This window comes from Aminiphilus circumscriptus DSM 16581 (assembly GCF_000526375.1).
Lineage (GTDB): Bacteria > Synergistota > Synergistia > Synergistales > Aminiphilaceae > Aminiphilus > Aminiphilus circumscriptus.
In genome coordinates this window covers 830,636-857,452 of the sequence record NZ_JAFY01000002.1, presented here as the reverse complement: position 1 = coordinate 857,452, position 26,817 = coordinate 830,636, and the positions used below count along the sequence as shown (strand labels likewise).

Below are 26,817 nucleotides of genomic sequence, written 5' to 3'. Positions count from 1 at the left end.
TCTCCTTTCGACTGCTTCCGAAAGCTCATGCCTTGATTCCCAGAGAAATAATCCTGGTAAAGGCATCCTCCGGAGTCAGATTCGTGTAGACCACATCCCGTTCTTTGAAAAAAAAGACAAGTCCCGATGTCGGATTGGGCGACGTGGGAACGAAGACGGTGAGATCCGCGTCACCGTCTTTCCCCTCCGCTTTCCTCGTGACGAAACCGAGGACATGCGCCTTGCCGAAGGGGACCTGCACCACACCTAGGTATTTCTCGTCCTGGGAGGCACCGCTGAAGGAAGCGACGAGATCCTTCAGGATGCCGTACCACGAGCCAAGAAACGGCACGGAGAGGATAAGCTTCTCCATATACGTGAGAAGCCATTTTTCTCTTGAGCGAAACTTGTGCCCCGCATAGGCGAGAAAGAACACGATGCCGAGAAGTATGCCCACCGTGGCTTCCAGGGACTGGGTCTTTCCGAAAAGAGCACTCCCGATCTGAAGCGTGATCTCCAGAAGAAAGCGAACGATGAAAAGAAGAACCACCAAAGGCAGAAAAACGAGAATGCCCATAAAGACGTTTTTCCCGAAGTTTTCGAGAAAGGAGGGCCGTTGCGGAGGAGAAACTCCCGACTCTCCGCCGGTGCTTCCCTCGTCGGCGGGAGCGCACGTGCCCTCCGAGGGATTTCCACCCGCAGCCATCCACCGCACCAGAGCTTCCGAAGATGCCGCCTCCGACTCGGCCTCGCTCTCCCCGGAGACATCCTTGCCGGAAAAACACGACACGTCCCCATCCACCGCACATCGCTCCTTCCGTTCCACTGTTTCTCCATCACGGACTCTTTTCCGTATCTCTTCCGAAAGCTCTGAATAAAGGCCTTGCGCTTTCCCTTGACTCGGGTCGCATCAGGCTCTGCAAGGTGCCTTTGCGGGGCTGACGCAGCCTTATTCAGAGATTCCTTCCAAAAAGCCTGAGGTACGTTGAAAATATCGGACACCAAAGTTACTATCCAACCAAAACGGAGGTGTCTGAATGGCAAAGAACGCAACGAACGGTCGCTATTCGAAAGAATTTCGGCATGAAGCCGTCAACATGATCATTGAAGGCGGCTTGACAGCATATGAAGCATCGCGTCAACTCTCCCTGCCCAAGTCGACCCTGGAAAACTGGGTGAGAGCGTACAAGGCCGGAAAACTTTCCGATATTGGCGGCGAGCGGCGGCCTCTCACTCAGGTTGAGGAGGAGCTTGAGCGCGTCAAACGAGAGCTTGCTCAAGTAAAACAGGAGCGCGATATCTTAAAAAAAGCCGCCGCGTACTTTGCCCGGGAGTCGCTGTCCGGTACGCGGTAATCAGGCGGTTTCGATCGAAGTATCCGGTTCCTCGGCTATGTCGGGTTCTGGAGGTTTCAACCAGTGGCTACTACGCCTGGCTGAAACGACCGGATTCTCTCCGGAATCAAGAGGAAAAACGGCTCGAACTCGAAATCATAGCGGCTCATAAAAGAACGGAAGAAACCTACGGTCCGGAACGTCTGCAGAAAGAGCTTGCCTGCCACGGCGTTCACATTGGAGTTCACCGGATCAAACGGATTCGCAGGAAACTGGGGCTTCGCTGCAAACAGGTCAAAAAGTTCAAGGCAACCACAAACGCAAACCACAAGCTGCCGGTTGCCACAAATCTTTTAGAACAAAACTTTGTCACGGAGGCCCCGAATCAAGTCTGGGTAACGGATATCACTTACATCCCCACAGCCGAGGGCTGGTTATATCTTGCCGGTCACAAGGATCTTTTTACCGGAGAGATTGTGGGCTACGCCATGGGAGAACGCATGACAAAGAATCTGGTCACCCAGTCCCTGTTTCGCGCTGTCGCTGCCAAGAGGCCTGCGGCTGGTTTGATTCATCATTCCGACCGTGGCAGTCAGTACTGCGCCGCGGGCTACCGAAAACTCCTTGACCAGTTCAAAATGCGGGCATCGATGAGCCGCCGTGGGAACTGCTATGACAACGCGCCCATTGAGAGTTTCTGGGGTGTGCTGAAAAACGAACTCGTTCATCATTGCCGTTACGAAACCCGGCAGGAAGCTATACGGCAGATCACGACGTACATCGAAATCTTTTACAATCGGCAGCGACGGCAGAAGAGACTTGGTTATCTCTCCCCTGCCGCCTATGAGAAACAATTTTTCAAAGAGCAGTAGGCTGCTTACATATTTTGGTGTCCGCTATTGACGACCGACCCCAAGCCCTCTCCGCTCCTCGTTTCCCACCCCTGTGCCGCCTCCGCGCATGCCTCTCTCGCACCATTTCCGCTTGTTCCACGGCCACATCACGGTCTTCCTCCCAAATCCGACAAACCTTCCTCGGAACATTTGTCCCAGAGCCATCTTATCCTCTTTGTGTCTCCTCTCAAAGAGGGATTCATGAGGTAGACTAGAGGGTAGGAAAATTTTCCACAAAAACGCCGAGGATGTTTCAAGCCTGTGGAGCGCGCTTGTCCCCCGAGCGCGAATTCGGGCCATTCCGCGAGGAGGTGTGCCATGTCCCCGTTTCGATTCTCCCGCTTCATGGATTTCGACGGTCCCAATCTGTTCGTCCCCCACGAGTGCGCAGCGTGTTTTTTCGAAAGAGGGCGGTACCCCTCCGGAGGAAACGACCTCGTCCACACTCTCGGCACCCTGGCACACAGTGAACCCCTGCTCCGCCTCTTTCCAGGACTTGGGGAGATCTTTCCCCAAACTTCGGAGGAACTTTTCGGAGCGCTCCTGAGGGAGATGTGTCGGCTCGGACGTGGTCTCCCCCTCGCACCTCCCGCAGTGCTCCTTCGGGAAGATCATGTCATCGTGGCGGTGGAGCACTTTCCGGGCCTCGATGTTCGACCCTTCGCGGACCTCGCCGCGGAATGGCTCACTTCCCTTGCCGAGGGAACAGCTTTTCCCGGAGAGGAGCAGTTTCAACACACCCTGGCACACGTGTCGGACTCCGGTATCTGCACCCCCTTCTCCCTGTCCCTCTTCGCCGAAGCGAAAAAGCGCCGGATCCCCTTCCGACGACTCCCCCCGGAGGATGCGTTTCTTCTCGGCTACGGAAGCCGCCAGCTCCGCCTCGCGGGAGAACATTTCTCCACGGACATCGTGCCCGATCTGGCTCTCCTTTCCCGTCCCGACAGACTCGCCGCTTTCGCCGCCGGATGCGGGTTCCCCTCGGCGTCGCAAACGGCATCGCCCGAAGGAACCGAAGAAACCGTCCTGCGCATGATCCTCGCCGGAGGCGCCTGCGTGGCGGCCCGCATGGGCAAGACGGACGTGCTTTCTCTGGTGCACATGGACAATATTCTCCTCGCGGAGGCCCTCGGAAGTTTCTTCGGCAGCACCCCGCTCGTTCTGGACTGCATCGCTCGCAACCCGGGCATCTCCTGGAAGGAAGGTCTCTTCGCCGTCGCGAAAGCGTACCTCGGTGTGGGCAACGTTCCTCCCGAGGCAACGGGAGCGATCCTGGAACACCTCTGCCCCCAAGGCAACATGTTCGGTAACGGCAAAGGCACACGACGAATCCCCCTCATCGCGGGGAACCGATTCTCTCCTACTTTCAGGGCGCTTCTTCTTTCGGAACTCCGGGGAATCCGGGAGAGCGTCTCCTGTCCCTCCGCCGCGGCGCAGCACCTCGGCTTCGCCGGCCCAGAAGGATTCTTCCTCGACGGGCAACCACTCTGCCGCCCACGAACGGCGGGGGACGCGCTTCGGCTCCTTCTCCGACACCCCTCGGTGGATCTGGGACTGATGGAGCACCGGAGCGAACACATTCTCCAAGAGGGTTTCGTCCACGAAGGCGCGGATGTGGTCATTCTGGAAAGTCCTTCCGCGGAGGAAAAGGTGCTGGAGCGAGACGTCCTTTCCGGAGGCTATCTCGTGGATGTCCTTGAGGATGAGATTCTGGTCTATAAAGGAGAGGAGCACGTGGATACCATGACACTTCGTTTCCCCGAGGAGAAGGACGAAATGCTCGTCGAGGCGTTGCGCCCCCTTCTCGAAGAACGCCTGACCCTGTACACGCCGGAGGCATCGCGATGAAAAAAAACGTCCTTTCCGAGACGAACCGACATTCCTGGCCGAATGCGCCGGAAGCTCCCGAGGCGGAATCCTCCGCTTCGGAAGAGTGTCTCCAGTGTACCCGCCACATCGAAAGCTTCGTTTCTCCGGATGAAGACACCCTTCCGGAAGACTTCGATCCGCTCCGAAAAGCCTCGGCCTTTTCTTCGGGAAAGGAGGAGATACCCATGCAGCACGGTAGTCTCGCCTGGTGGGAACAGGTTGCGGAAATCGCCCGTCTGCAGGAGATTCAGGATCGTTTTGCCAAGATCATGCGCGTGGGAGCGATTATCACCACCAACGACGGCAAACCCGTGACAAGTCCGAGCAACTTTACGAGTTTCTGCCTCAAGGTACGCACCTTCTCCGAAGGCCGGGCCCGCTGCTGGGAGAGCGACGCCGACGGCGGACGCAGATCCCTGGAGGCGGGACACAGCTTCGCCTATCGCTGCCGCAATGGCCTTCTGGACATGGCGAGCCCCATCATCGTGGAGGGACGCATGGTGGGTATCCTCCTCTGCGGCCAGGTCCTGCTTCAAAAATACTCCCGCGCCGAGGTGGAGGAGATCGCCGACAAAGAGTGGCCCTTCGCCCGGGGCAAGGACCGGGAAGCACTCATCGAGAATTTCCTCTCCGTTTCGGTGGTGAACGAACAAGCCATTCGAGACGCCATGGACCTGCTGCACCTCGTGGCATCCCACATTGTCGGGCTCTGCGAACGGCACCTGACCGAACGGCGCCTTCTCCAGCGGGGCATCACGCTCATTCATGAACAGCGCAACAAGGAAGCTCTCGAGCGGAACCTCAAACTCGCCCAGGTACGGGCTCTCCGAAGCCAGTTAAACCCCCACTTCATGTTCAATACCCTGAACAGTATCGCCCGGCTCGCCTTCTTCGAGGAAGCCCCCAGGACGCAGGACCTCACGCTCCAGTTTGCCGAATACCTCCGCTACGTGCTCCGCAAGCAGTCCCAGGGAGAACTCGTCCCCCTGGGCATGGAACTGGACTGCATCCGACGCTACCTCGAGATCTATCAGGTCCGCTTCGGCGAGCGCCTCCGAAGCCATGTAGAGGCGCTCCACGGCTCAGAGGAACTTCTCGTTCCCTTCATGTTCCTCCAACCCATCGTGGAGAACGCCATCATCCACGGTATCGAACCCCTTCCCCAGGGAGGAGAGGTGCGCATTTCCTGCCGGGTGGACAAGAAACAGCTCGTTGTGGAAGTCACCGACAACGGTGTAGGCTGTACACCCTCCTCGATCGAGGAAGGCGTCGGGCTCGAAAACGTCCAGGAGCGGCTCAAGCTCCACTACGGAGAAATTGCCCGCCTCCGGGTTGAAAGCGCCCCGGGGAAGGGAACGTCCGTACGCATCGCTCTTCCGGCCCGGGAAGGAGTTCTCGTCTCATGAACTGGCGCATTCTCATCGTCGAGGACGAGCCCCTGGAAAGAGAGGCCCTCTCCCGCTTTCTCCGGGAAGCCCCTTTCCAGAATGAAACACGCACCTGCGCCAACGCAACGGAATTCTGCGAAACCGCCATGGAGTGGGATCCTCACATTGTTCTCCTCGATATCCGCATTCCCGGCGGAGACGGCCTGTCGGCGCTCGAAAAACTCCGGGAGCAGGGATTCGGAGCGAAGGTCCTGGTTCTCACCGCCTACGACGTGTTCGAATATGCCCGTCGCGCCATGGGACTCGGCGTCTCCTCCTTTCTGGTGAAACCCGTCTCTCCCAAGACACTCTATGAAGCACTGCAAAAAGTGCTGGAACAACTGGACAGGCAGAGCGAGGAGGAGGAGAGGTTCCAGCGCATCCAGACCTTCGTGCGGGAAAACCGAGGGCCACTCACCATGGCTGTCGTCTCGGACCTCATCTCCGGCGGTACCGATCCGGAATCGCTGGAGGGAATCGCCCGGGAGCTGGGACTGCCTCCCTCCGAGGCGTGTCATGTCATGGGTGTGGTGACTCTCGAAGAACTGAAGAACAACAATCTGAGCATGGTCCAGTTCCTCGAAGCTGCCGCACGTTCCTTCGCGGACACCATCGTCCTTCCCTGGCGACGCTCCATGATTCTCTTCCTCGTTCCCGTCTCCCGGACGCCCCATGCGGAGGAACTCGCCGCCCGTATCCTCGAGGTGCTGGCGGCGAACGACATCCAGGGAAACGTGGTCTTCGGCGGGACCGTGAACACTCTCAAGGACATGGGAAGTACCGTGACGTCCCTTGAAGAGGCCCTCGAGGAAAGCCTCCTCGGCGGAACAGGCCGGGTGGTCTGGGTGGACGAACTCCAATTCCTTCCGGACGAAGGTGCGAGCTGCGACGATGTGGAGTGGCAGGAAATCCGGGACGACATCGTGGAAGCCTTCCGCAACGGCCGTATGGATCTCATGGCCTCGGGACGGGATACCCTCGTCCGGCTCATGGAACGCTCCGTCTGGAATGACGTCGAGCTGTCCAAAATGCTCGTTCTCGGCCTCCTTGGGCAGATCTGCACGGTTCTTCTGGAACTCCGATGCGATCTGAACACCGTCAAGGCCTGGGCACGCCGCCAGATGCTGAACATCCTGGGCGCGAACAACTTCATGGGGCTCCATCCCATACTCGTCCAGGCCCTGGAGGGTGCCTGGGGTGTGCGGGAGAGCGCCCAGGACGGAGGCGCCCTTGTCATTTCCCAAGCCATGGCCTTCATCCGAGAGCACTACGACGAGGTGACCCTCGAAAGCGTGGCGCGTCATGTCCACGTGAGCGTGAGTCATCTGAGCCGTCTTTTCCAGAAGGTCCTCCGGAGACGCTTCGTGGACGTGGTGAAGGAGATCCGCATGGAACGGGCCAAAGCACTCCTCGGACAAGGCATGAGTGTCCGGGACGTGGCTCTCCAGGTGGGATACGGCAACATCGCCTATTTCAGCACCCTCTTCAAGCAAACCTGCGGCAAAAGCCCCAGCGAATACCGCCGCCAGGGGATTTGAAAAAACCCTGCGGTATCCACCATAGGAGCCTCAGCAACCGACACGGCGAGGGTTGCCGTGTGCACTCCGAAAAAACATGCGACTTTCCGCAGCGTGTCCCGCGGGCGCTCTTCTTCAAGAGAGACGAGCGCCCGCGTTTTTGATCGCCTATCCTTTGGAATCTCTGAAAAACTCCGCGCGGATGTCGCCGTTTTTTCCTTGAGACCGTAAAATGAATCCCAAAGCCACCATGTTCCTCCGGTGCGACCTTCTTTCCAGGGGGCTGAGGTACGATGAAGCGACAGAAAACTTTCGCGAGCGCCATTTCGTTCGAGAAATACCGAAAACCCACCAAACGGGAACTCTTTCTCGCCGAAATGGAACAGATAGTTCCTTGGAAAGAGCTTTGCGCTCGTCTCGAACCCTTCTATCCGAAAGAGGGAAGAGGACGTCCTCCCATAGGGCTGGAGAGAATGCTCCGGATCCACTTTCTCCAGAACTGGTTCAACCTCAGCGATAGGGGTGTAGAAGAAGCCCTCTATGACGTGGAGTCCATGCGGCGCTTCGCCCGTATCGATCTCGGCAACGAACCCGTTCCGGACGAGACCACGATTTGCAAGTTCCGCCATCTTCTGGAAACCCACAAGCTCGCAGAGAAACTCTTCGAGGCGGTGAATCTTCATCTCGCCTCCCGGGGCTTAAAACTCTCCGAGGGAACCATCGTGGATGCCACGATCATCCATGCTCCTTCATCGACGAAAAACCGGGAGAAGAAACGCGACCCGGAGATGCATTCCACGAAGAAGGGCAACCAGTACTACTTCGGTATGAAAGTCCATGTCGGTGTGGACAAGGAAAGCAAACAGGTCCACAGTCTCGTCACCACTCCGGCGAACGTGCACGACTCCACCCGAATCGGTGAACTCCTGCACGGAGAAGAAAAAGAAGTCCGGGGAGATTCGGCCTACATGGGCAAAACCGAAGAGATCCGGACGAAAGCCCCGCGCGCCGTGGATTATACCCAAAAAAGAGCCACGAAGCACAAAAAGCTCACCGAAGAAGAGAAAGAGCAAAACCGTCTTCTTTCAAAAGTCCGTTCGCGGGTTGAACATGTCTTCCACGTCGTCAAATGCGTCTTCGGATTCACCAAAGTGCGCTATAAAGGTCTCGCCAAAAATACCGGTGTCGTGTACGTGCTCTTCGCTCTGTGCAATCTCTACATGGCGAGAGGTTTTCTCCTGTCCACAGGGGGGTAGTGTCTCTAAAAATCGCTACCGGGGTTAAAAAGGGTTGGAAGACGGAGATAATTCCTCACGTTTCGCTGCCAAAGGTGCGGGAAACGTGGTCTTTGCGGGGCATTTCCTCTTTTCCTCCCGCTGTGAACATTTTTAGAGAAGCTTGTTCAGGGTTTCCCTTTCTTTAACTCTTTTCCAGCGCCATCTCCTCTCCTGAGAGTGGACCCTTTTCCCGTTGTTTGATTTCAAAAAGAATTTCTTCTTGACATCATTTCAAGTTTGAGTATACTAACACAAGTTCAGTCATTCAGGCTCCTTGCGGAAAAAGAGAGCCGGACACACCACAAATCCTTCAAGGAGGTCGTGTAGACATGGAACAGCAGAAATGCCTTTGTATGCCCCTTCTCGGTGATTCCTTCCCCGAACTCTACGTGAACACCACCCACGGTCCGATGAACATCCCCGGCGATCTCAAGGGGTCCTGGTTCGTCCTCTTCAGTCATCCCGCTGATTTCACCCCTGTCTGCACCACCGAATTCGTGGGTTTCCAGAAGCGAATCGCCGATTTCGACGCACTGGGTTGCAAACTCATCGGCATGTCCATCGATCAGGTTTTCTCCCACATCAAATGGGTCCAGTGGATCAAAGAAACTCTCGGTGTGGAGATCACCTACCCCATCGTGGCCGGCACGGAGACGCTCGCACAGAAACTGGGCATGCTCCATCCCGAAAAGGGGTCCAACACCGTCCGGGCCGTTTTTGTGGGAGATCCCGAGGGCAAGGTTCGCCTCGTTCTCTACTACCCCCAGGAGATCGGACGCAATATCGACGAAGTGGTCCGGGCCGTCCGGGCACTTCAGGTCTCGGACGAACAGGAGGGGGCTCTTCCCGCAAACTGGCCGAACAACGAACTGATCAAGGATCATGTGATCGTTCCTCCCGCAGCGGATCTCGCCACCGCGGCGGAGCGGGTCAAGCTCTACGAGAACTTCGACTGGTGGTTCTGCCACAAGCCACTGAAACAATAACATGCCTTTTCGTGTCATGTCCACGACACGGACAGCACGAAGCAAAGGGGAGGCCGGAATGTTTCCGGCCTCCCCTTTGCTTCGTGCTGTTTTCGCTTTGAACCGTTTTCGTTCTCCGGCCCGGTGAATTCCCTTCTCCGAAGTTACTCCAGATCCGCCCACGCCTTGGAACCATCCCAATGGAGCGTCACGACGGAGATGTCGCAAAGATTGAGGTTTTCCCAGGTCAGGGAATTCCCGTCCGAATCCTTGACCATGAGGTCCCACTTACATCCCTCGTGCCCCGTGAAATTGATCATGACACTGTCGCCATCCTCGAGAACATCCACACCCAAAATGTCCTCTTCCCAGGAATTCGTCTTCACCGAAGACACATAGACTTCATAAATGTCCACACCCGTTGCGTTCACAAGTTCAAAATCCTGCACTCCAGCAAAGGCGACTCCGGACAACACCAACAGACACGCCAACACTGCCGCAAAAAGCCTTTTTCTCATGATTGACCATCCTCCCGATGAAAAACCTGATATTATGACACGAACGGCAACGATCATACGTCGGCCATCGGGAAAAGTAAAGAGAGTCTTTAAAAAGTCAGAAAAAAACTTTTTGTGCCCGCCTCATGAATCCCAAATGATGATGCCAGCCCAAAAAAACCAAGACCTCGGGGAAATCAGACCCAGTCGAGGATAGTTCCCGAGTACCGCGCAATGCGCTCTCTCTCTCCGCTTCCCGAAAGCGCGTCACTGATCTTGCCCACCAATCGTGGACACCGAGCTAAGCGGCAAATTTCGCCTCGAAGGATTCGGGGCTCAGGTATCCCATGGAGCTGGAACGACGCATGCGATTGTAGTTGACGGCAATGTACTCGAAGACCGCCCGGCGCATGGCTTCCCGCGTCTGGAACCGGTTGCCGTGGATGACTTCGACCTTGAGCGAGTGAAAGAAGCTTTCGGCGCAGGCGTTGTCGAAGCAGTTGCCCTTGCCGCTCATGCTGCAAACCAGGTCGTGCCACGTCAACAGCGTCTGGTACTGAGCGGAACAGTACTGACTTCCGCGATCGGAATGGACGATGACGCCACGAGGCGTCCCTCTCCGCCACAAGGCCATCTGCAGTGCGTCGCACGCCAGATTCGCCGTTCTGCGTTTCCCTATGGCCCAGCCAACGACCATGCGGGAGAAGAGGTCGATGACGACGGCGAGGTAGAGCCAGGGAAGTCGGTGAAGAAAAGCTCGATGGTTGTCGATGGATCATTGATGACCGGAAGCGACGGAATCGCGACCAGCCAGGCCGTCGTGATCTCCGCCGCCGTCGCAGCAGTCCTGTAGGCGCTTGATCCGCGCGGCATTGCGACATCTCCTCTCCAAATCCATTGACATATGTTTCAACATATGTTATCTTATCCTCGAAGGGAGTTGTGGCCATGGGCAAAAGCTATTCTTCATCGGAAATCATCAAGTTGCTCAAAAAGGACGGATGGTTTCTCTACAAAACCACGGGGGATCACCATCAGTTCAAACACCCGGTAAAGAAAGGCAAAGTGACGGTCCCCCATCCCAAAAAAGATTTGAACATCTCGGTTTTGGAAAGTATCAGGAAACAATCGGGGCTCAAGATATAGAGCCTCAAAGGAGGTTTTTCCCATGAAAGACAAATACGTGTATCCCGCATTTTTCTGCTACGACGAGGGTGGGGAAATCGGGGTTGTCTTTCCCGACCTTCCGGGTTGCGTCTCCCAGGGAACCCCCGAAGAAGAGGCGTTGCGCATGGCCAGGGAAGCTCTTTCCCTGCACCTTTTCGGAATGGAAGAGGATGGGGACGAGATCCCGGAGCCTACCCGCCCGACGGAGCTTTCCCCGGGGAAAGATCAGGTGATCGTGCTTGTGGACGTTTTCATGCCCCCGTTCCGGGAGAAGATGAACAACAGGGCTGTGAACAGGATGGTTACACTTCCCCGGTGGCTGGATGCGGAAGCGAAGGCGGCAAAAATAAGCTACTCCCAGGTTCTTCAGGAAGGGCTGAAAACCCGCCTGGGAATAAAGGCATAACGTAAGCCCCTCCGGAGAGGGGCTTACAACACTTCCCTGAAGGTCACGCCGGCAAGATGCCCGTTCTTCGTTCCGTCCCACGAGGCGGAAAGGCTTTCGTCTTTGAATCGCACCGATACGGACGCACTCTCCCCAGGGGAAGTCCAGCTGAACGCCTCAAAGCTCCCCTGATCTTGCCCCCCAATCGTGGACACCGAGCTAAGCGGCAAATTTCGCCTCGAAGGATTCGGGGCTCAGGTATCCCATGGAGCTGGAACGACGCATGCGATTGTCGTTGACGGCAATGTACTCGAAGACCGTCCGGCGCAGGGCTTCCCGCGTCTGGAACCGGTTGCCGTGGATGGTTTCGACCTTGAGCGAGTGAAAGAAGCTTTCGGCGCAGGCGTTGTCGAAGCAGTTGCCCTTGCCGCTCATGCTGCAAACCAGGTCGTGCCACGTCAACAGCGTCTGGTACTGAGCGGAACAGTACTGACTGCCGCTCCAGAGGACGAAAATGTCTCGTTTCCTTCACCGGCAGGACAAACACGGACAAAAGTCCCAGAAACCGTCACACGCCGCCGGGAATTCGCCTTCTCTCCAACGCCGCTTCCGTGGCGGCGACAACGGTTTTGAGCACTTTGATCCGGGCATATTCCTTGGAATTCGCCTCCACAACCGTCCAGGGAGCACAGGGAGTGCTGGTCCTCCAGAGCATCTCCTCCACGGCCTTTTCGTAAAGCGGCCACTTCTCCCGATTCCGCCAGTCCTCTTCGGTGATCTTCCACATTTTTTCGGGGGTTTCGCTCCGCTCGGTGAAACGCCGGAGCTGCTCTGGGGTCGGTCGTCAATAGCGGACACCAAAATATGTAAGCAGCCTACTGCTCTTTGAAAAATTGTTTCTCATAGGCGGCAGGGGAGAGATAACCAAGTCTCTTCTGCCGTCGCTGCCGATTGTAAAAGATTTCGATGTACGTCGTGATCTGCCGTATAGCTTCCTGCCGGGTTTCGTAACGGCAATGATGAACGAGTTCGTTTTTCAGCACACCCCAGAAACTCTCAATGGGCGCGTTGTCATAGCAGTTCCCACGGCGGCTCATCGATGCCCGCATTTTGAACTGGTCAAGGAGTTTTCGGTAGCCCGCGGCGCAGTACTGACTGCCACGGTCGGAATGATGAATCAAACCAGCCGCAGGCCTCTTGGCAGCGACAGCGCGAAACAGGGACTGGGTGACCAGATTCTTTGTCATGCGTTCTCCCATGGCGTAGCCCACAATCTCTCCGGTAAAAAGATCCTTGTGACCGGCAAGATATAACCAGCCCTCGGCTGTGGGGATGTAAGTGATATCCGTTACCCAGACTTGATTCGGGGCCTCCGTGACAAAGTTTTGTTCTAAAAGATTTGTGGCAACCGGCAGCTTGTGGTTTGCGTTTGTGGTTGCTTTGAACTTTTTGACCTGTTTGCAGCGAAGCCCCAGTTTCCTGCGAATCCGTTTGATCCGGTGAACTCCAATGTGAACGCCGTGGCAGGCAAGCTCTTTCTGCAGACGTTCCGGACCGTAGGTTTCTTCCGTTCTTTTATGAGCCGCTATGATTTCGAGTTCGAGCCGTTTTTCCTCTTGATTCCGGGGAGAATCCGGTCGTTTCAGCCAGGCGTAGTAGCCACTGGTTGAAACCTCCAGAACCCGACATAGCCGAGGAACCGGATACTTCGATCGAAACCGCCTGATTACCGCGTACCGGACAGCGACTCCCGGGCAAAGTACGCGGCGGCTTTTTTTAAGATATCGCGCTCCTGTTTTACTTGAGCAAGCTCTCGTTTGACGCGCTCAAGCTCCTCCTCAACCTGAGTGAGAGGCCGCCGCTCGCCGCCAATATCGGAAAGTTTTCCGGCCTTGTACGCTCTCACCCAGTTTTCCAGGGTCGACTTGGGCAGGGAGAGTTGACGCGATGCTTCATATGCTGTCAAGCCGCCTTCAATGATCATGTTGACGGCTTCATGCCGAAATTCTTTCGAATAGCGACCGTTCGTTGCGTTCTTTGCCATTCAGACACCTCCGTTTTGGTTGGATAGTAACTTTGGTGTCCGATATTTTCAACGTACCTCACTCCTCCCTGTCGATGTGGAGCCAGAACTTGATCACAACCGTACCGAAACGACTCCATTGGCTCTCCATTTCATTGATCTCTCCGTAGGCTCTTCGCCAGGCATCTTCGGAGCAAAACCCCTCCACCCGCTCCACCAGAACGCGCCCGTACCAGCTTCGGTCGAAGATGGCAACGTGTCCTGCCTTGGGGAAGGCGGTCCAGAAGCGCCAGAGGTAGTGATGGGCCCGCTCGATGTCGTTCGGCGCCGCCACGGGATTCACTTCGTATCCCCTTGGATCCAGGCGCGACGTGAGGCGCTTGATACACCCTCCTTTGCCCGCAGCGTCCCATCCCTCGAAGAGGACCACCACGGGAATCCGCTCGCGGTACAGCGCGTATTCAATCTCTCGAAAACGGTCCTGGAGACGGGGAAGCTGTTTTTTGTACTCCTCGAAGGAGATGTTCCTCGACAGGTCAACCCGGCCGAGCACGGTGGGGCGGAGCACGTCGTCCATTTCCTTCCGAAGCGCATCCCCCCCGGAAAGGTCCGCTTCGTCTCCCTCCGCGACAGACGCAGGCGTCTCCTGCGAAAGCGCAACGGGATCAGGGAGAGGCTTTTTTCCAAAGACATCTGCCTTCAAAGCGGCGAGCCGCTCCTCCAGGGCCTTCACCAGCGTGGCGAGGATTTTCACCTCCGCGTATTCCCGGTCATGGGATTCCACGAGCGTCCAGGGAGCCTCGCCCCGATCGGTGCGGAGCAGCATCTCCTCCACATACCCCGCCATCTCGTCGTAGCGTTCGTGCCGCTCCCAATCCTCCTTCGTGACACGCCAGCTTGTCGCCTCTTCCGCCTCAAGGGCCTTGAGACGCTTTCTCTGTTCTTTCTTCGAGATGTGGAGAAAGAACTTGACGAGCAGTGCTCCTTCCTGGGTCAGTTGGCGCTCGAACTCAAGGCTCTCCTGAAACGCCTCGTCGAGGCGATGCGGCGAAAGCGCTTCGGTGAGCCGGTCGTCCAGAACACGACGATACCAGCTCCGATTGAAGAAGGCGATGCGACCGTTCGCGGGAGTTCGGCGCCAGAAAGCCCAGAAAAAAGGACGAAACCGCTCGTCTTCTCCAGGACGCCCGACATTCTCCACGCGGAAGCCTCTCGGGTCGAGAGGCTGAAGAAGTTGATTGAGCACCGTTCCCTTGCCGGAGGTCTCCCATCCCTCGAAAACCACCAGAACGGGCATGCCCGTCTCCTTCACTTCCCGCTGCAGTTTCGCAAGCCGGAGTCGCAAAGCAGGCGCGGTCTCCTTGTAGGTCTTTCTGTCCAGTTTCTTTTTGAGATCCACCTGGTCCAGCACAGCTCATCCCCCCTGTCGAGCGTATTTTACCTGATTACAACAATTCTATCGCAGTGTGGAAATGTTTGCAGAAAAACGCTCCGGCGAAACCGTCGCTCCTTCACCCCGGGAAAAACACCCGCGTCCGCAAGGGCCTCGAAAGCACCGCCGCCTCACCGCGCGGTCTTCGAGGCAGGCCGGACCTCTTCGGAACCCTCCACACCTTCGCCGTGCAAAGCGGCGAGGATGAAGAAAACGATGCATGCCCGAAATATCTCGAAGGGGCTGAGGAGTTATACTCTTTATGTCTTTTGTTTATGCATTCTCCGGAAAAACGACACGGACCTGACAAAAGAGGACTGCATTGATCCGATGCGAAGTCGAAAGGGGGGAGTACTCCGGAACACCCCGAAAAAAGGCTCGAAAACCACACTGGTGCTTTTTCACTCGACAGGACGCGCCCTTCCGGCGACTCCGATTCCACACCGGAAAACGGCCTCACACAAGGGCGACGAAGCGCCCCCTCAGGCTTCCGATTCCGGCGGTGGAACATCACAACAGACAACACCGGACAGAAAGGTGGACGATCATGCGTTCTTTGGACAAGCTGCTTCTTTCCCGTCTCGGCCCAGTCCTCGCCGGAGGAGTTGCGGGAGTGCTCGCAGCGCTTCTCGTCACGTGGGGAAATCCTGGCAACATGGGAATCTGCGTAGCCTGTTTCACCCGGGACATCGCGGGTGCCCTCGGGCTGCACAGGGCCGCGGCGGTGCAATATCTCCGTCCGGAAATCGCCGGACTCGTGCTCGGAGCCTTCGGCTCGGCACTGCTCTTCCGGGAATTCCGCCCCCGTTCGGGCTCGTCGCCGTTGGTGCGGTTCTTCCTCGGCTTTTTCGCCATGGTAGGCGCCCTGATTTTTCTCGGCTGTCCCTGGCGGGCCTATCTCCGCCTCGCTGGAGGCGATTGGACGGCCATCGCAGGTATCGCAGGACTTTCCTCCGGTATCGGCATCGGCATCGGCTTCCTCTGGAAGGGGTTCTCCCTCGGCAAGAATTCGAAAAACCTCTCCGCCGCCGGATATCTCATGCCTCTCGCAGCGGTGGCCATCATGGTTCTCCTCGTGATGGCGCCGCTCTTTGGTCGAGATGCACAAGGCACTCCCGTCGGCCCCATCTTTTTCTCGGAAAAGGGGCCGGGATCGCAACATGCCCTTTTCGCCGTCTCCCTGGCGGTGGGGCTCGCGGTGGGCTGGCTGGCGCAGCGAAGCCGCTTCTGCACCGTGGGGGCGCTGCGAGATCTCTTCATGCTCCGGGACGGACATCTCTTCTTCGGCGTGCTCGCCTTCGTCCTCGCCGCCTTCGCGACCAACCTCGCCCTCGGGCAGTTCAAACCCGGCTTCGAAGGGCAACCGGTGGCCCACACGAACCACCTGTGGAACTTTCTCGGCATGACGCTTGCGGGGCTCGCTTTCACTCTCGCCGGAGGCTGCCCGGGACGCCAGCTCATTCTGAGCGGCGAGGGAGACGGTGACGCGGGCATCTTTGTTCTCGGCATGCTCGTCGGGGCGGGGTTCGCCCACAACTTCTCCCTCGCCAGCTCCGCCTCCGGACCCTCACCCTACGGCCCGACGGCGGTGGGCATCGGGCTGATATTCTGTCTTGCCACCGGTTTTCTCATGCGGGAACGACTGGACTAGAAGCCGATTTCGGAGAGGAGGCGCATACGCGATGAACGCAGCACACGAGGAAAAGACACACCGTTTCGAGGTGGACGCCCGGGGCCTGTCCTGCCCACAGCCGGTCCTGGAGACGAAAAAAGCCCTGACAGGGCGTACCTCCGGAGAGGGAACAATCCTGGTGGACACGGTCACATCCCGGGAAAATGTGAGCCGCTTCGCCCGAAGCCAGGGTTGGCAGGTCACGTGGACAGAGAGTGCCGACGAAGGATTCCGGGTACTCCTCTCGAAATGATCCTGAACAACAGGAAACACCTCTGAAAAAGGTCATACACGGCGTTCGCGTGCCGAAAGTTCGAGAACACCTTTCCTGCGGCGGATGCCCCTTTGAAAGGGACATCCGCCGCAGGAAGAGGACGGAAGGTTTTCCGGAACGCCGGGCAGAAAGGAAACGAGACAGGAAACAAAGGAACAAAGAGACATCCGGCGGAGACCGCAGCGTTGCGATTTTCCTCCGGATGTCTCCCTCTTTCGGATCTCAGGGGAAGTGCAACGTCTTCTCTCCTTTCTTGGTTTTTTCGGCGGACGCTTCCTTCGGATTCCCGGCAAGGGGCTCCCTGACGGACGGTGCGGACAGGATTTCCCTCGCCGCCCGAAGCCCCCGGGCTCTGCCATCACCATGAGGGTATCGTAGGGCGCTATGCGGGTATGCCCCCTGGGGACGACAAACCCTTCGTTGCGCCGGATCAGGAGGATGAGCACGTCCCGGGGCAGTTCCAGTTCGGCAATGCTTTTTCCCGCCGCAGCCATGTTGGGCAGGATCTCGAACTCACGCACGTCTCCCTGCATCTGAGGCGTCCGCTCGAATTCCAGAGGATTCTTCGGCCGGGCGGACATGGGTTCGTCCACTCCCAGCAGGCTCGCCACAGGCATGAGTGTCTTTCCCTGAACCAACACCGACGCAAGTACCGTGAAGAAAACCATGTGGAAGATGCTGCTCGAACCGGCATATCCCGCCGTGAGCGGAAACGTGGCGAGCACGATGGGAACCGCGCCGCGCAATCCCGTCCAGGCGACGAGAGCCCGTTCCGCCAGAGAAAAACGGCTTCCCAGAAGTGCGGTGAGGACCGCCAGCGGGCGGGCCACAAACATCAAAAACCCTGCGACGAGGAGCGCCGGAACGGCCACCTGGGGAAATTTGGAGGGGAACACCAGCAATCCGAGCACGAGAAACATGCCGATCTGCATGAGCCAGGCAAGTCCGTCGTGAAACTTCAGCACATAGCGCTTGTTTGGAAAATCCGTGTTTCCAAGGGTCATGCCGCAGGCGTAGACCGCGAGAAATCCATTGGCGTGAACGTACTCACTCACCCCGTAGACGAAGAGCACCACTCCGATGCTCAGCGTCGGGTAGAGTCCTTCGTAGTCGAGGCGTATTCTGTTGAAGATCCATCCCGCGGCGACTCCGAGGGCAACTCCCGTCAGAACGCCTCCGGCCATGTTGAGGACAAAGGCCCCTGCCAGGGACGTCCAGGCAAAACCGCCGTGCTGCAGAAATCCGAGCACGCCGAGGGTCATGAACACCGCCATGGGATCGTTGCTGCCCGACTCGAACTCAAGGAGGGGTTTTAGTTCACCCCGAAGTCCCACGCCACGGGAACGAAGCACACCGAACACCGCCGCCGCGTCGGTGGAAGAGACGATCGATCCCAGAAGCAGACCTTCGCCGAAGGAAAAGCCGAGCACTCTCCAGGTGAACAGTCCCACCAGAAGTGCCGTGATCGCCACTCCCACGGTGGAAAGGACAAGACCTCTTCCGAACACGGGGCGCACGACTCTCCAGTTCGTATCGAGTCCTCCCGAGAAGAGGATGAACGCGAGCGCGAGGGTTCCCACGAAGTTCGCCGCCACGGCATTGTCGAAGTAGATGCCTCCCAGGCCGTCCGACCCCGCGAGCATGCCCAAAGCGAGAAACATCACCGCCACGGGCACGCCGAAGCGGTCCGAGACCTTGCTCGCCAGGATGCTCAGCAGGACCAGGACGCCCGTGGTGAACAGAATGTGAAAGGGCTCGTCCATTCTCTTTCCTCCTTGACAAATACAGGAAATCTCTGAATAAGGCTGCGTCAGCCCCGCAGGGCACCTCGCAGAGCCTGATGCGATCCGAGTCAAGGAAAAGCCAAAGGTCTTTATTCAGAGCTTCCACAGTTCTTACTCATAGTACCCCGAAAAATACGAAAACAGAGGCAGATCGCTCCTCACCTCCGGAGCGATTTTCCCGTAGTACAGGTCAAACAAGCCTCGTGGAGCGTATTCTCCGGCGACAAGGCACTTTTGATCCGAGCACCCCGTTCGGCGTTGCGGTCGGGGTGGGTACGTAGATCAAACGGTGTTTCGTTTCTTTTCCGGATCTTTGAGCAAAATGTTTCCGAAAAGCGCTCCCGGGGAAGAGCCTTCCCGCCATGCCAGCTCTTTACGGGTGCACTGGACGAACCGTGATCCGCAGCGCCTTCTCCGGTTCCGGCACGGTCGTGTCCACATCCACGCGAAGGTAGTGATAAAAGGACGCAGCGGGATCTTTTCCGTACAGGGAAGCTCCTCCGCCTCCGGTGACGATGAAGGGAATCTTTCCCCATCTCCCCGCATAATACGCGTGTACGTGGGAGGCGAAGAGGAGCGTCACGTTTCCGCGCTCGAAGATTTCCAGGAGCTTTCGGGCATAGGAGGGATCGGACATGGCGTGTTTGAAACGCCCTCCCCTCGGGTCCTCCAGTGGAACGTGCAGGAAAACAAAACGAAAACGCGCCTTCCGGGCCTCGAAAAGCCGCTCTTCGAGCCAACGCTCCTGTTCCCGCCCGAGCGAGTGGGCGTTGCTGTTGTCGAGGACGAGAAAAACCGCGTCGCCCACGGAAAAGGCGTACCAGGGATCACCCACGAGGCGCTGGTACAAAAGCCCCTTGGGATCGGCAGCGCGCTCGTGGTTGCCCATGGCGGCAAGAAGAGGCATGGAGGCTTTTTTCGCAGGAGCGAAGAACTCCTTTTCGTAATCCTCGGGAGAACGGGAATAGTTCACGAGATCCCCCACGTCGAGCGCGAAGAGAACGTCCCGTTCTTCGTTCATGGCGGCCAGAACGGCAGGGAATTTCGACCCAGGCCCGCGCGTGTCTCCGAGGACAAGGAAGGAAAAGGTCTCCACATCCCGGGGAATGCGGGCGAGCATGTCGTCGTTCCAACGGAGTGCGCCTGCGGCGCTCCATCCCGGAGCAGGGCAAACGAGCGGAAGAAGCAGGACAAGACAGGCCAGCGCCACGATGGCGTGTTTCAGAACGCTCCGTGAACGGGAAGGCCCTTTTCGCAAAGGCGTTTGTTGCGACACCGTCGCTGCAGAAGGCGAGAAAGCACCCCCTTCCGGAGGATTCCACCGGCAACTGCAAGCGAAGAATTTTGTTCTGTCCACGGCTCGTCCTCCCTTTCCGAAGAATGCATCTTCTGTTTTCGGAGGTACGAAAAACCCTCCCGACAGTTCCGAAAAACCGTTTCAATAATAAGGAAGCTCTGAAAAATGCCACGCCGATCTCGGAAAAACGCGATGCGATCGAGATCGTGAGAGGGACAATTCCTCCTTGATCAGAGCCTCCATAAAAGAACAGATATGCCATCGTCTGATACGGGCACTGTGCGTCGAAACCTCCGAGGCGCAGCGAGAGTCCCGCCGCTCCCGCGGGCATGGACCTGTTGCTCAAACATAAAAAAAAAGCGCTCCTGGAAAAGTGTGATGCATCGCCGCAGACGGCCGCCGAACACCATGAAAACCTTTTTGCGTGGCGGAATGCGTACACCTTCCGGACCGATACGGCGTCCGTGAAAAACGAAACGTATCCCATCTGCCGCTCCTATCTTAGCGCAGAAGGTGGAAAAACACGGTTTTCCAGTTTGCCGCAAAGGCCACGGCACCATCCCATCATGGCGCAGACGCGAAACATCGAAAAAGAAGATTCTCCATGCTGGCGGATGGAGGCTCCGTCGAAATGCTACAGCGAGCCGAACGACGGAGCGATTCCGTTCCGTCCATCCGATATGCGCGACTTTCCGTTTGCAAAGCCCGGAGAGTGGCTTTACACTTCAAACGTACCGAGCGAAAAACAGCATTTCAAGGGGCAGATTTACACTTCAACCATCAGGCGGCTCTGAAAAATGCCACGTCGATCTCGGAAAAACGTGATGCGATCGCAATCGTGAGAGGGGCAATTCCTCCTTGATCAGAGCCTCCTTAACAAGGACTGAGGGACAGCGCCCCGAGAAAAAACAAAGAGACCATGGCAAGCCCTTCGCCAAGAGGGAGTTCCCCGACAGCCGGCCAGCGGGGAGGAACCTGCCATGAGCCGCCACCTTCCTGTCGGCGGAGTGCACCAGATCATCGCCGTCGGCGTGCGGATCGGAGCATCCCGGTGGAAGCCTCCCGGATCAGGCGGCACGGGGGAACCACCTGTACTTGCAGTGTTTTTCATACCGGAGGGGAAATTCTATCTTCACGGAAAAGGAGGATCAGAATGAACAAGCGTTCTCTCATGGAATTTCTCGCGTTGCGGAAGAGCATGGTGGGACTTCTGACCATGGTAATCCTCGTGGGCATGGGGGAGAAGATGGCGGAACGCTTTCTCCCCATCTATCTCGTCGCCCTCGGAGGCGGTGCTCTCTCGGTGGGACTGCTGAACGGGCTGGACAACCTGCTCTCCGCCCTCTACTCCTTTCCGGGAGGCTATCTCTCGGACCGGCTCGGAACGAAAAGGGCGTTGCTCGTCTTCAACGTGCTCGCCATGGCGGGCTTTCTGGTAGTCATCCTCATTCCTTCCTGGAAGGCGGTGATCCTCGGCTCCGTCCTCTTTCTCTCCTGGACGGCCATCTCTCTCCCCGCCACCATGGGCCTGGTGGCGCGGGTTCTGCCCTCAAACAAGAGAACCATGGGCGTCTCCATGCACTCCCTGGTGCGACGCATTCCCATGGCGCTCGGCCCCCTCGTGGGAGGAGCCTTCATCGGGCTCTTCGGAGAAGTCTGGGGCGTGCGCCTCGCCTTCGTGGCGGCCCTCCTCATGGCAGGAGTGGCACTGGTGGCACAGCAGCGTCTCATCGAGGACGATCCGCCGAAAAAGGGAGGCACCTCCGGAGCGGAGAAAAATCCCCTTCGCCTGTATGCCCTCATGGGTCCGGACCTGAAGAATCTCCTCGTGGCAGACATTCTCGTGCGCTTCTGCGAACAGATTCCCTACGCCTTCGTGGTGCTCTGGGCCATGAAGGAGATCTCCTCTCCCGTCAGTGCTTTCCAGTTCGGCCTGCTCACCACCGTGGAGATGATCGTGGCCATGCTGGTCTATATTCCCGTGGCAGCCATGGCGGACCGCATGGGAAAGAAACCTTTCGTGGCCCTCACCTTCGTCTTTTTCACCCTTTTTCCCGCAATGCTCTATTTCAGCCGTTCCTTCGGGGCCCTCGCGGCAGCTTTCGTGGTGCGGGGGCTCAAGGAGTTCGGCGAACCCACGCGCAAGGCACTCATCATGGACCTTGCGCCGGAGGAGCGCAAGGCGGGCATGTTCGGTCTCTACTACCTGCTTCGGGACACCGTGGTCTCCGTGGCGGCCTTCGGAGGCGCCTTTCTGTGGATGATCTCGCCGGGACTGAATTTCTTCGTCGCCTCCGCCTGCGGCCTGGCGGGAACCGTGTGGTTCATCCTGAAAGGACGCGACCTGCCCCGGGCCTCCGACTCCTGACAGGGAAAAGAAATGCCGGGACGCTGGGAAACACCCATGCTTCCGGGAAAATCCTCCAAACACAGCAAATGAACGCCGACCTCCACAGGGGGGTCGGCGTTCATTTGCTGTGTTTGTCTGCGATCTTTGTGGCCACGAAGGAATCCGGTTTGGTGCGGCAGGTGTAGCCGCACCCGCGCACCATCCCAACCACGGAAGTGAGCACATCCCGCGTCTTGCCGTTGGGACCGAGGTCCAGGTGGATCTCCAGATGCACGTGACCGTCGCTCGACTGAAAAAGACTGTCCACGTCCAAAATGGGGCGAAGGATATCCGCGATCTCGAGACTCAGCGAAGCCTCTCGGAACATGCGCTCCGCCAATCCCATCCGAGCCTGCGAACGCTTGACGCGGTAGAAATAGATGCCCCCCTTGCCGGGGAAATAGGCCGTCACGGCACAGACGAACTTCACACCGTTTCCGGCCCGTTGGGAGTCGGCGCCGACAATGATGGTAGGCACCCTTGCGGTGCGCTCGGACATCATCCGGATCTTCGCCACCATATCCTCACACGTGACGGAACCCCAGGTGGGGCTGCGAAATACCATGAACTTCCCTCCCATCGTCCGCGGCTAGGGAAAACGCTGCGGAGCGGAGACGAACAAGGAACCTTCAGGTGGACCACTTCCGAAAAACCACAGGAACCACGGAAATCGCCGAAAAACACAACATCTCGCGGCGAGTTCCTTTTCCGCTCACCGGGAAGTATAGCCCCGGGATGTGACGGACTCCTCACGGCTTCGTAACGAACGACAACGACCGTATGTTTCTTCCCGCATGACGGAGCGCTTCCGGAAGGTGGCTCAAGTGCTCTCCGGGCCAAATTCACCGGCATGGGCGAACGACCCGGAAGTCCAGGACTTCCGCACGAGGGGTGGCGCTTCCGCATGATTGTACTGATTTCCCTTTGTTCCGACAAGATGGCACAGAAAAATCCTGGAGCCGATCCGTCGGAACAACGCAGCGACATCGCGCTTTCCGTCGCTCCGAATGCCTCGAAGCCCACCGGTCGGGCAAGGAATTTCCAGAAGATACCGTCCCCCGTTTGCAACAACATCCGCGCATGGTGTCAAGCGACATCGGAAATTGACCTCCAGGCGACATGAAGAAATGCCCCACCCCGGCCGCAAACGAATACGAACCGGACGTGACTGCAACATCCTTCGCCGAACCAGATCGTCCTCCTGCGTGTCATATCTGCGTGCCTGCTCCATCCGGTGTTTTTCCCGCAATCGAAAACGCTCTCCCGGAGAGTCAACACCGTGCCGTGGTGGAGGAGACGATCGAGGATGGCCGTCGCCACCACGGCATCGCCGAAAACCATTCCCCATTCCCCGACGGCGCGGTTGCTCGTCATCAGCATACTCCCGCACTCATAGCGCCTTGAAACGAGTTGGAAGAAGAGCTGTCCTGCACTGCTTTCCAGGGACAAATAGCCCCGTTCATCGACAATCAGGAGTTTCGGCTTGGCGTATAGAGCGAGCTGGTCGTCGAGGCGTCCCGGGTACCACGACCGTTTTCCAGTTTCTACGAGCGGACTTTCCTGCACGCCGTACATTCCGCAAAACGCGTCTTTTTCCGAAAAGAGAAAAATCCGGCTCCTGCCGCAGTGTTCGAAACATTCAGCCTTCCTCCTTGACAGGAAGGCTTGAAACTTGATAGAGTTTTGTCGGATACGATATTGGATACGATTTTGTGATAAAAGGAGCAAACCAAATGAGCCTCATGAGCGCCGAAGACCGAGCCTATCACCAGATCGTGGAGCGCGTGCTCTCCCATCACTTCGCGCCGGGAGATCGCATCATCGAGAGTGAACTTGCGGAAGCGCTCGGTCTGTCGCGCACGCCCGTGCGCAACGCTCTGCGCAAACTCATCGCCGAGGGGCTTCTGGAAAACCGGGACAATCGGGGCTGCTTCATTCCGAAGCTCACGCCCATGGACATGCGCGAGGTCTTCGAAGCCCGCATCTCCCTCGAAGGCCAGGCAGCGGGAGCGGCGGCGGGACGGCTCATTCCCGAGGATGTAGCCTTTCTCCGAGTGCTTCTGGAGCGGGAAAAGGAACTTTATCGCTGCGGAGACATCTCGGGCTACGCCGCGGCAAACAAGGATCTGCACCTCTCCATCGCATCCCTCGCCCAAAACGCCTATCTGGAAAAATTCATCCGCCAGACCTACTGGCGATCCGAACTCTACGTCTTCTTCTTCGACCGTTTCTATATCCCTCCCGGCGGAGAGGCACCGCTCCGCGATCCCGACCAATCCGTGAGTTGCCGAGAGCACGACCGCATCGTGGAGGCCATCGCCTCCAAGGACAAGGAGGCCGCCACCACCGCCATGAGCGACCATCTCCGCACGACCTACACACTGCTCACGCGGAGAATGCCTCTCTATCACACCCCCGCATGCCTGCAACCTCAATCGGGAAAGGCCTGACCCTACCAACCTTGCCCATTGGAAAGACCAGGAGGAGGTGAAGAGACGCCGGAGTCGCCGAGACAGAAAAATAACCCCGCTTTTTCATTTTTGCGTGCGCAGGAATCGGTGCTTCAGCGATGCATTTTTTCCCGAAAGAAGGGAGAGGACGGCATGAGAAGGTCTCTGTTGTTCGCACTGCTTGCAGCGGTATTGTGTTTCGGAATGGCTCCTCCCGCCGGAGCGGAGGATGCCCCCTCCATGGAACTCCGCGTTTCCGAGGAAGCCGTCACTGTGGGAGACTCGTTTTCCGCGGAGGTTCTGGTGCGCCTGCCCCAGGACAAAACGCTTCCCGGCGTGACCACCCTCCTCACCTTTGATCCGGCGATCCTGGAACTGCAGGGAATCGAGAAGACCCCTGATCTGGGACTTTCCGTCCTCAACGAAGAGGACAACCGCGGCAAGGGAAACGTCAAGATCGCCTTCGGCGCGGACAATCCCGACGGCGTGCGCCCCGGCGATGAATTCCGCCTTTTCACCCTCACGTTCAAAACCCTGAAGGACGCCAAGGACGCGCCGATCAAGCTCCTCGCCTTCGAGGGGCGCAATCCACTTCACGCCGTGCAGGACGCGAAGATCACCGTGAAGGGTCTGCCTCCGAAGAGCTACGGCGTACTCTCCATCGTTCCTCCCCTCGTGGCGGTGATTCTCGCCATGCTTTTCAAGAACGTGCTCGCTTCGCTTTTCATCGGTGCCTATCTCGGCGTGGTCATTCTCATGGGGGGCAATCCCCTGGCGGGTCTCACCACGCTCATCAAGGACTATATCTTCGTACAGGCTTCTGACAGCTACAACTCCAGCTTGCTCGTCATGATGGTCTTCATCGGCGGCTTCGTGGGCGTGGTGACCCATTCCGGCGGCGCCGCGGCCTTCGCGGAAAAGGCGTCCCACTGGTTCAACACCCGCGCCAAGGCACAGCTCGCGGTGTGGTTCGGCGGCATCGCCATCTTCTTCTCCGACTCGGCGAACCCCCTCATCCTGGGACCGACCTTCCAGCCCATCACGGACAAACTCCGGGTGAGCCGCGAAAAACTCGCGTGGCTCCTGGACTGCACCTCCTCGCCGGTATGTATCCTCATTCCCTTCATCGGCTGGGGCATCTACATCATGGGGCTCATTCAGAAGGAGTTCACCGCCCTGGGTATCCCCGAGACCGACTTCGACGCCTTCCTCAAGGTTATTCCCTATCAGTTCTACGCCATCGGCACGCTTTTCATGATTCCCTTGGTGGCACTCCTCGGCTTCGAGTTCAGCGCCATGTACAAGGCGGAGAAACGCACCGTCGAGACGGGACAGCCCATGTGGCCCGATGCAAAACCCGCCCGCCCCTCGGTCTCCATCAACCTGGAGGAGGGCGTGAAGCCGAGGGCTTCCATGATGGTCATTCCCATCGTGGTGCTTTTCGTCTGCATCTTCGGTCTCCTCATCCCCCACGGTTTCCCGGTGAAGCGCATTCCCGGCGCCGTGCTCCGCACCGCCCTCTGCACGGGCTATTTTCTGGGAGCCCTTTCCTGCCTTTTCCTGATGGTACAGCACAAGGTCAAGACCGCGGGTCAGGCTTTCAGCATGTACATGGAGGGCGCCAAGGAGATCGTGTTCATCCTCATGATTCTCGTCCTCGCCTGGTCCCTCGGATCCGTGTGCAAAGCCCTTGGAACGGCGAACTACATCGTGGGACTTTCCCAGGGCACACTCCCCGGATGGGCCGTTCCCGTGCTGATCTTCGTCACCGGCGCCTGCATCAGCTTCGCCACGGGCTCCTCCTGGGGAACCTTCGCGATCCTCATGCCCCTGGCCATCCCCATGGCAAACGCTCTGGGAGCACCGGTCCACGCCGCCATCGGAGCGGTGCTCTCGGGAGGACTCTTCGGCGATCATTGCTCCCCCATCTCGGACACGACGCTCCTCTCCTCCATGGGAGCCGCCTGTGACCACATCGACCACGTGAAGACCCAGCTTCCCTACGCGCTGACCGTGGCCCTCGCGAGCGCCATCGCCTACATCGCCTCGGGATACGTGGAATCGCCCATGCTCCTCGGGCTCGCCCTGGGACTGGTTCTTGTGTTCATTCTCGTCTTCGGAAAGATCTGGGGGGCGAAAGTCTCCGATTTTCGGAGCGAAGAGGCCCGATAGACTTTTAAAAGACT

22 protein-coding genes and 3 pseudogenes are annotated in these 26,817 nt (G+C 57.9%); 14 read left to right on the top strand and 11 right to left on the bottom strand.

Annotated elements, in window-relative coordinates:
* Positions 1-25: 25 nt before the first annotated feature.
* Positions 26-781 carry a DUF502 domain-containing protein gene (locus tag K349_RS16405; protein WP_245587998.1) on the bottom strand — a complete coding sequence of 252 codons (756 nt, stop codon included), beginning with the start codon at positions 779-781 and terminating at the stop codon, positions 26-28.
* Positions 782-1,016: 235 nt separating this feature from the next.
* On the opposite strand from K349_RS16405, the gene K349_RS18540 reads away from it, so the two are divergent.
* The 6 genes from K349_RS18540 (at position 1,017) to K349_RS0104625 (ending at position 9,282) form a co-directional block, all read left to right on the top strand.
* Positions 1,017-2,185, top strand: a protein-coding gene (locus K349_RS18540) for an IS3 family transposase (RefSeq protein WP_211240308.1) whose coding sequence is annotated in 2 segments (ribosomal slippage) — positions 1,017-1,305 and positions 1,305-2,185 — 1,170 coding nt in all. Because the reading frame shifts where the segments join, the coding sequence is not laid out codon by codon here.
* Positions 2,186-2,524: 339 nt separating this feature from the next.
* Positions 2,525-4,054 (top strand): hypothetical protein, encoded by a 1,530-nt coding sequence (locus tag K349_RS0104650; protein WP_026368686.1) that lies wholly within the window; start codon positions 2,525-2,527, stop codon positions 4,052-4,054.
* Positions 4,051-5,481, top strand: coding sequence for a sensor histidine kinase (locus K349_RS0104645; RefSeq protein WP_026368685.1), 1,431 nt, complete (start codon positions 4,051-4,053; stop codon positions 5,479-5,481). Before K349_RS0104650 ends, K349_RS0104645 begins: the two co-directional genes overlap by 4 nt.
* Positions 5,478-7,040, top strand: a complete 1,563-nt coding sequence (locus K349_RS0104640) for a response regulator transcription factor (protein WP_026368684.1) — start codon at positions 5,478-5,480, stop codon at positions 7,038-7,040. Before K349_RS0104645 ends, K349_RS0104640 begins: the two co-directional genes overlap by 4 nt.
* A gap of 272 nt (positions 7,041-7,312) precedes the next feature.
* A complete protein-coding gene (locus K349_RS0104630) occupies positions 7,313-8,275 on the top strand; it encodes an IS5 family transposase (protein WP_026368683.1) in 963 nt (320 codons plus the stop codon).
* A gap of 350 nt (positions 8,276-8,625) precedes the next feature.
* Complete coding sequence (locus tag K349_RS0104625; protein WP_026368682.1) at positions 8,626-9,282, top strand: peroxiredoxin; 657 nt, start codon at positions 8,626-8,628, stop codon at positions 9,280-9,282.
* Positions 9,283-9,425: 143 nt separating this feature from the next.
* Here K349_RS0104625 and K349_RS0104620 read toward each other — a convergent pair whose 3' ends face one another.
* On the bottom strand, positions 9,426-9,779 hold the full coding sequence (locus K349_RS0104620; RefSeq protein WP_026368681.1) for a hypothetical protein: 354 nt from the start codon (positions 9,777-9,779) through the stop codon (positions 9,426-9,428).
* Positions 9,780-10,059: 280 nt separating this feature from the next.
* Positions 10,060-10,494 (bottom strand): annotated as a pseudogene (locus tag K349_RS18535) (IS3 family transposase); the annotation flags it as partial.
* 212 nt (positions 10,495-10,706) lie between these two features.
* Here K349_RS18535 and K349_RS0104605 point away from each other — a divergent pair.
* Positions 10,707-10,904 (top strand): type II toxin-antitoxin system HicA family toxin, encoded by a 198-nt coding sequence (locus K349_RS0104605; RefSeq protein WP_026368678.1) that lies wholly within the window; start codon positions 10,707-10,709, stop codon positions 10,902-10,904.
* 22 nt (positions 10,905-10,926) lie between these two features.
* Complete coding sequence (locus K349_RS0104600) at positions 10,927-11,331, top strand: type II toxin-antitoxin system HicB family antitoxin (protein WP_026368677.1); 405 nt, start codon at positions 10,927-10,929, stop codon at positions 11,329-11,331.
* Between the two features lie 198 nt (positions 11,332-11,529).
* Here the strand turns inward: K349_RS0104600 and K349_RS0104590 are convergent.
* From K349_RS0104590 to K349_RS16380, 4 genes and pseudogenes are all read right to left on the bottom strand, one after another.
* Positions 11,530-11,808 (bottom strand): annotated as a pseudogene (locus K349_RS0104590) (IS3 family transposase); the annotation flags it as partial.
* Positions 11,809-11,878: 70 nt separating this feature from the next.
* Positions 11,879-12,130, bottom strand: a pseudogene (locus tag K349_RS0104585) (phosphate--AMP phosphotransferase); the annotation flags it as partial.
* 55 nt (positions 12,131-12,185) lie between these two features.
* A protein-coding gene (locus tag K349_RS18530) for an IS3 family transposase (RefSeq protein ID WP_211240307.1) occupies positions 12,186-13,354 on the bottom strand; the annotation gives its coding sequence in 2 pieces (ribosomal slippage) (positions 12,186-13,066 and positions 13,066-13,354; 1,170 coding nt in all).
* A gap of 58 nt (positions 13,355-13,412) precedes the next feature.
* On the bottom strand, positions 13,413-14,744 hold the full coding sequence (locus K349_RS16380; protein ID WP_034264820.1) for a phosphate--AMP phosphotransferase: 1,332 nt from the start codon (positions 14,742-14,744) through the stop codon (positions 13,413-13,415).
* A gap of 568 nt (positions 14,745-15,312) precedes the next feature.
* Here K349_RS16380 and yedE point away from each other — a divergent pair.
* Both yedE and K349_RS0104560 read left to right on the top strand, forming a co-directional pair.
* A complete protein-coding gene (gene yedE / locus K349_RS0104565; RefSeq protein ID WP_034264254.1) occupies positions 15,313-16,416 on the top strand; it encodes a YedE family putative selenium transporter in 1,104 nt (367 codons plus the stop codon).
* A gap of 31 nt (positions 16,417-16,447) precedes the next feature.
* Positions 16,448-16,690 carry a sulfurtransferase TusA family protein gene (locus K349_RS0104560; protein ID WP_026368673.1) on the top strand — a complete coding sequence of 81 codons (243 nt, stop codon included), beginning with the start codon at positions 16,448-16,450 and terminating at the stop codon, positions 16,688-16,690.
* Between the two features lie 32 nt (positions 16,691-16,722).
* Here the strand turns inward: K349_RS0104560 and K349_RS0104555 are convergent, their stop codons facing one another.
* Together K349_RS0104555 and K349_RS16375 are read right to left on the bottom strand one after the other, a co-directional pair.
* A complete protein-coding gene (locus K349_RS0104555; protein WP_026368672.1) occupies positions 16,723-18,474 on the bottom strand; it encodes a potassium/proton antiporter in 1,752 nt (583 codons plus the stop codon).
* A gap of 394 nt (positions 18,475-18,868) precedes the next feature.
* On the bottom strand, positions 18,869-19,852 hold the full coding sequence (locus K349_RS16375) for a metallophosphoesterase family protein (protein WP_157367277.1): 984 nt from the start codon (positions 19,850-19,852) through the stop codon (positions 18,869-18,871).
* A 269-nt stretch (positions 19,853-20,121) separates the two neighbouring features.
* Here K349_RS16375 and K349_RS0104540 point away from each other — a divergent pair, with 269 nt between their 5' ends.
* Complete coding sequence (locus tag K349_RS0104540) at positions 20,122-20,586, top strand: hypothetical protein (RefSeq protein ID WP_026368669.1); 465 nt, start codon at positions 20,122-20,124, stop codon at positions 20,584-20,586.
* A 125-nt stretch (positions 20,587-20,711) separates the two neighbouring features.
* Positions 20,712-22,160 carry an MFS transporter gene (locus tag K349_RS0104530; protein ID WP_476726742.1) on the top strand — a complete coding sequence of 483 codons (1,449 nt, stop codon included), beginning with the start codon at positions 20,712-20,714 and terminating at the stop codon, positions 22,158-22,160.
* Between the two features lie 100 nt (positions 22,161-22,260).
* Here K349_RS0104530 and K349_RS0104525 read toward each other — a convergent pair whose 3' ends face one another.
* Both K349_RS0104525 and K349_RS19835 read right to left on the bottom strand, forming a co-directional pair.
* The gene (locus K349_RS0104525; RefSeq protein ID WP_026368667.1) at positions 22,261-22,746 is read right to left on the bottom strand and encodes a ribonuclease H-like YkuK family protein; all 486 of its coding nucleotides are present in this window, start codon (positions 22,744-22,746) and stop codon (positions 22,261-22,263) included.
* A 521-nt stretch (positions 22,747-23,267) separates the two neighbouring features.
* Positions 23,268-23,747 carry an ATP-binding protein gene (locus K349_RS19835; RefSeq protein WP_274703375.1) on the bottom strand — a complete coding sequence of 160 codons (480 nt, stop codon included), beginning with the start codon at positions 23,745-23,747 and terminating at the stop codon, positions 23,268-23,270.
* A 167-nt stretch (positions 23,748-23,914) separates the two neighbouring features.
* On the opposite strand from K349_RS19835, the gene K349_RS0104515 reads away from it, so the two are divergent.
* Positions 23,915-24,631: a GntR family transcriptional regulator gene (locus K349_RS0104515; protein WP_026368666.1), complete on the top strand. Its 717-nt coding sequence runs from the start codon at positions 23,915-23,917 to the stop codon at positions 24,629-24,631.
* Positions 24,632-24,784: 153 nt separating this feature from the next.
* Positions 24,785-26,803 (top strand): Na+/H+ antiporter NhaC family protein, encoded by a 2,019-nt coding sequence (locus K349_RS16360; protein WP_245587997.1) that lies wholly within the window; start codon positions 24,785-24,787, stop codon positions 26,801-26,803.
* Positions 26,804-26,817: the final 14 nt, after the last annotated feature.

Coding starts and splice junctions, on each gene's coding strand:
- K349_RS0104600 (WP_026368677.1), top strand. CDS start 10,927: ATGAAAGACAAATACGTGTATCCCGCATTTTTCTGCTACGACGAGGGT.
- K349_RS0104525 (WP_026368667.1), bottom strand. CDS start 22,746: ATGGTATTTCGCAGCCCCACCTGGGGTTCCGTCACGTGTGAGGATATG.
- K349_RS0104555 (WP_026368672.1), bottom strand. CDS start 18,474: ATGGACGAGCCCTTTCACATTCTGTTCACCACGGGCGTCCTGGTCCTG.
- K349_RS0104640 (WP_026368684.1), top strand. CDS start 5,478: ATGAACTGGCGCATTCTCATCGTCGAGGACGAGCCCCTGGAAAGAGAG.
- K349_RS0104630 (WP_026368683.1), top strand. CDS start 7,313: ATGAAGCGACAGAAAACTTTCGCGAGCGCCATTTCGTTCGAGAAATAC.
- yedE (WP_034264254.1), top strand. CDS start 15,313: ATGCGTTCTTTGGACAAGCTGCTTCTTTCCCGTCTCGGCCCAGTCCTC.
- K349_RS0104650 (WP_026368686.1), top strand. CDS start 2,525: ATGTCCCCGTTTCGATTCTCCCGCTTCATGGATTTCGACGGTCCCAAT.
- K349_RS0104620 (WP_026368681.1), bottom strand. CDS start 9,779: ATGAGAAAAAGGCTTTTTGCGGCAGTGTTGGCGTGTCTGTTGGTGTTG.
- K349_RS16360 (WP_245587997.1), top strand. CDS start 24,785: ATGAGAAGGTCTCTGTTGTTCGCACTGCTTGCAGCGGTATTGTGTTTC.
- K349_RS0104560 (WP_026368673.1), top strand. CDS start 16,448: ATGAACGCAGCACACGAGGAAAAGACACACCGTTTCGAGGTGGACGCC.
- K349_RS0104605 (WP_026368678.1), top strand. CDS start 10,707: ATGGGCAAAAGCTATTCTTCATCGGAAATCATCAAGTTGCTCAAAAAG.
- K349_RS0104530 (WP_476726742.1), top strand. CDS start 20,712: ATGGCAAGCCCTTCGCCAAGAGGGAGTTCCCCGACAGCCGGCCAGCGG.
- K349_RS0104645 (WP_026368685.1), top strand. CDS start 4,051: ATGAAAAAAAACGTCCTTTCCGAGACGAACCGACATTCCTGGCCGAAT.
- K349_RS0104515 (WP_026368666.1), top strand. CDS start 23,915: ATGAGCCTCATGAGCGCCGAAGACCGAGCCTATCACCAGATCGTGGAG.
- K349_RS0104625 (WP_026368682.1), top strand. CDS start 8,626: ATGGAACAGCAGAAATGCCTTTGTATGCCCCTTCTCGGTGATTCCTTC.
- K349_RS0104540 (WP_026368669.1), top strand. CDS start 20,122: ATGGACCTGTTGCTCAAACATAAAAAAAAAGCGCTCCTGGAAAAGTGT.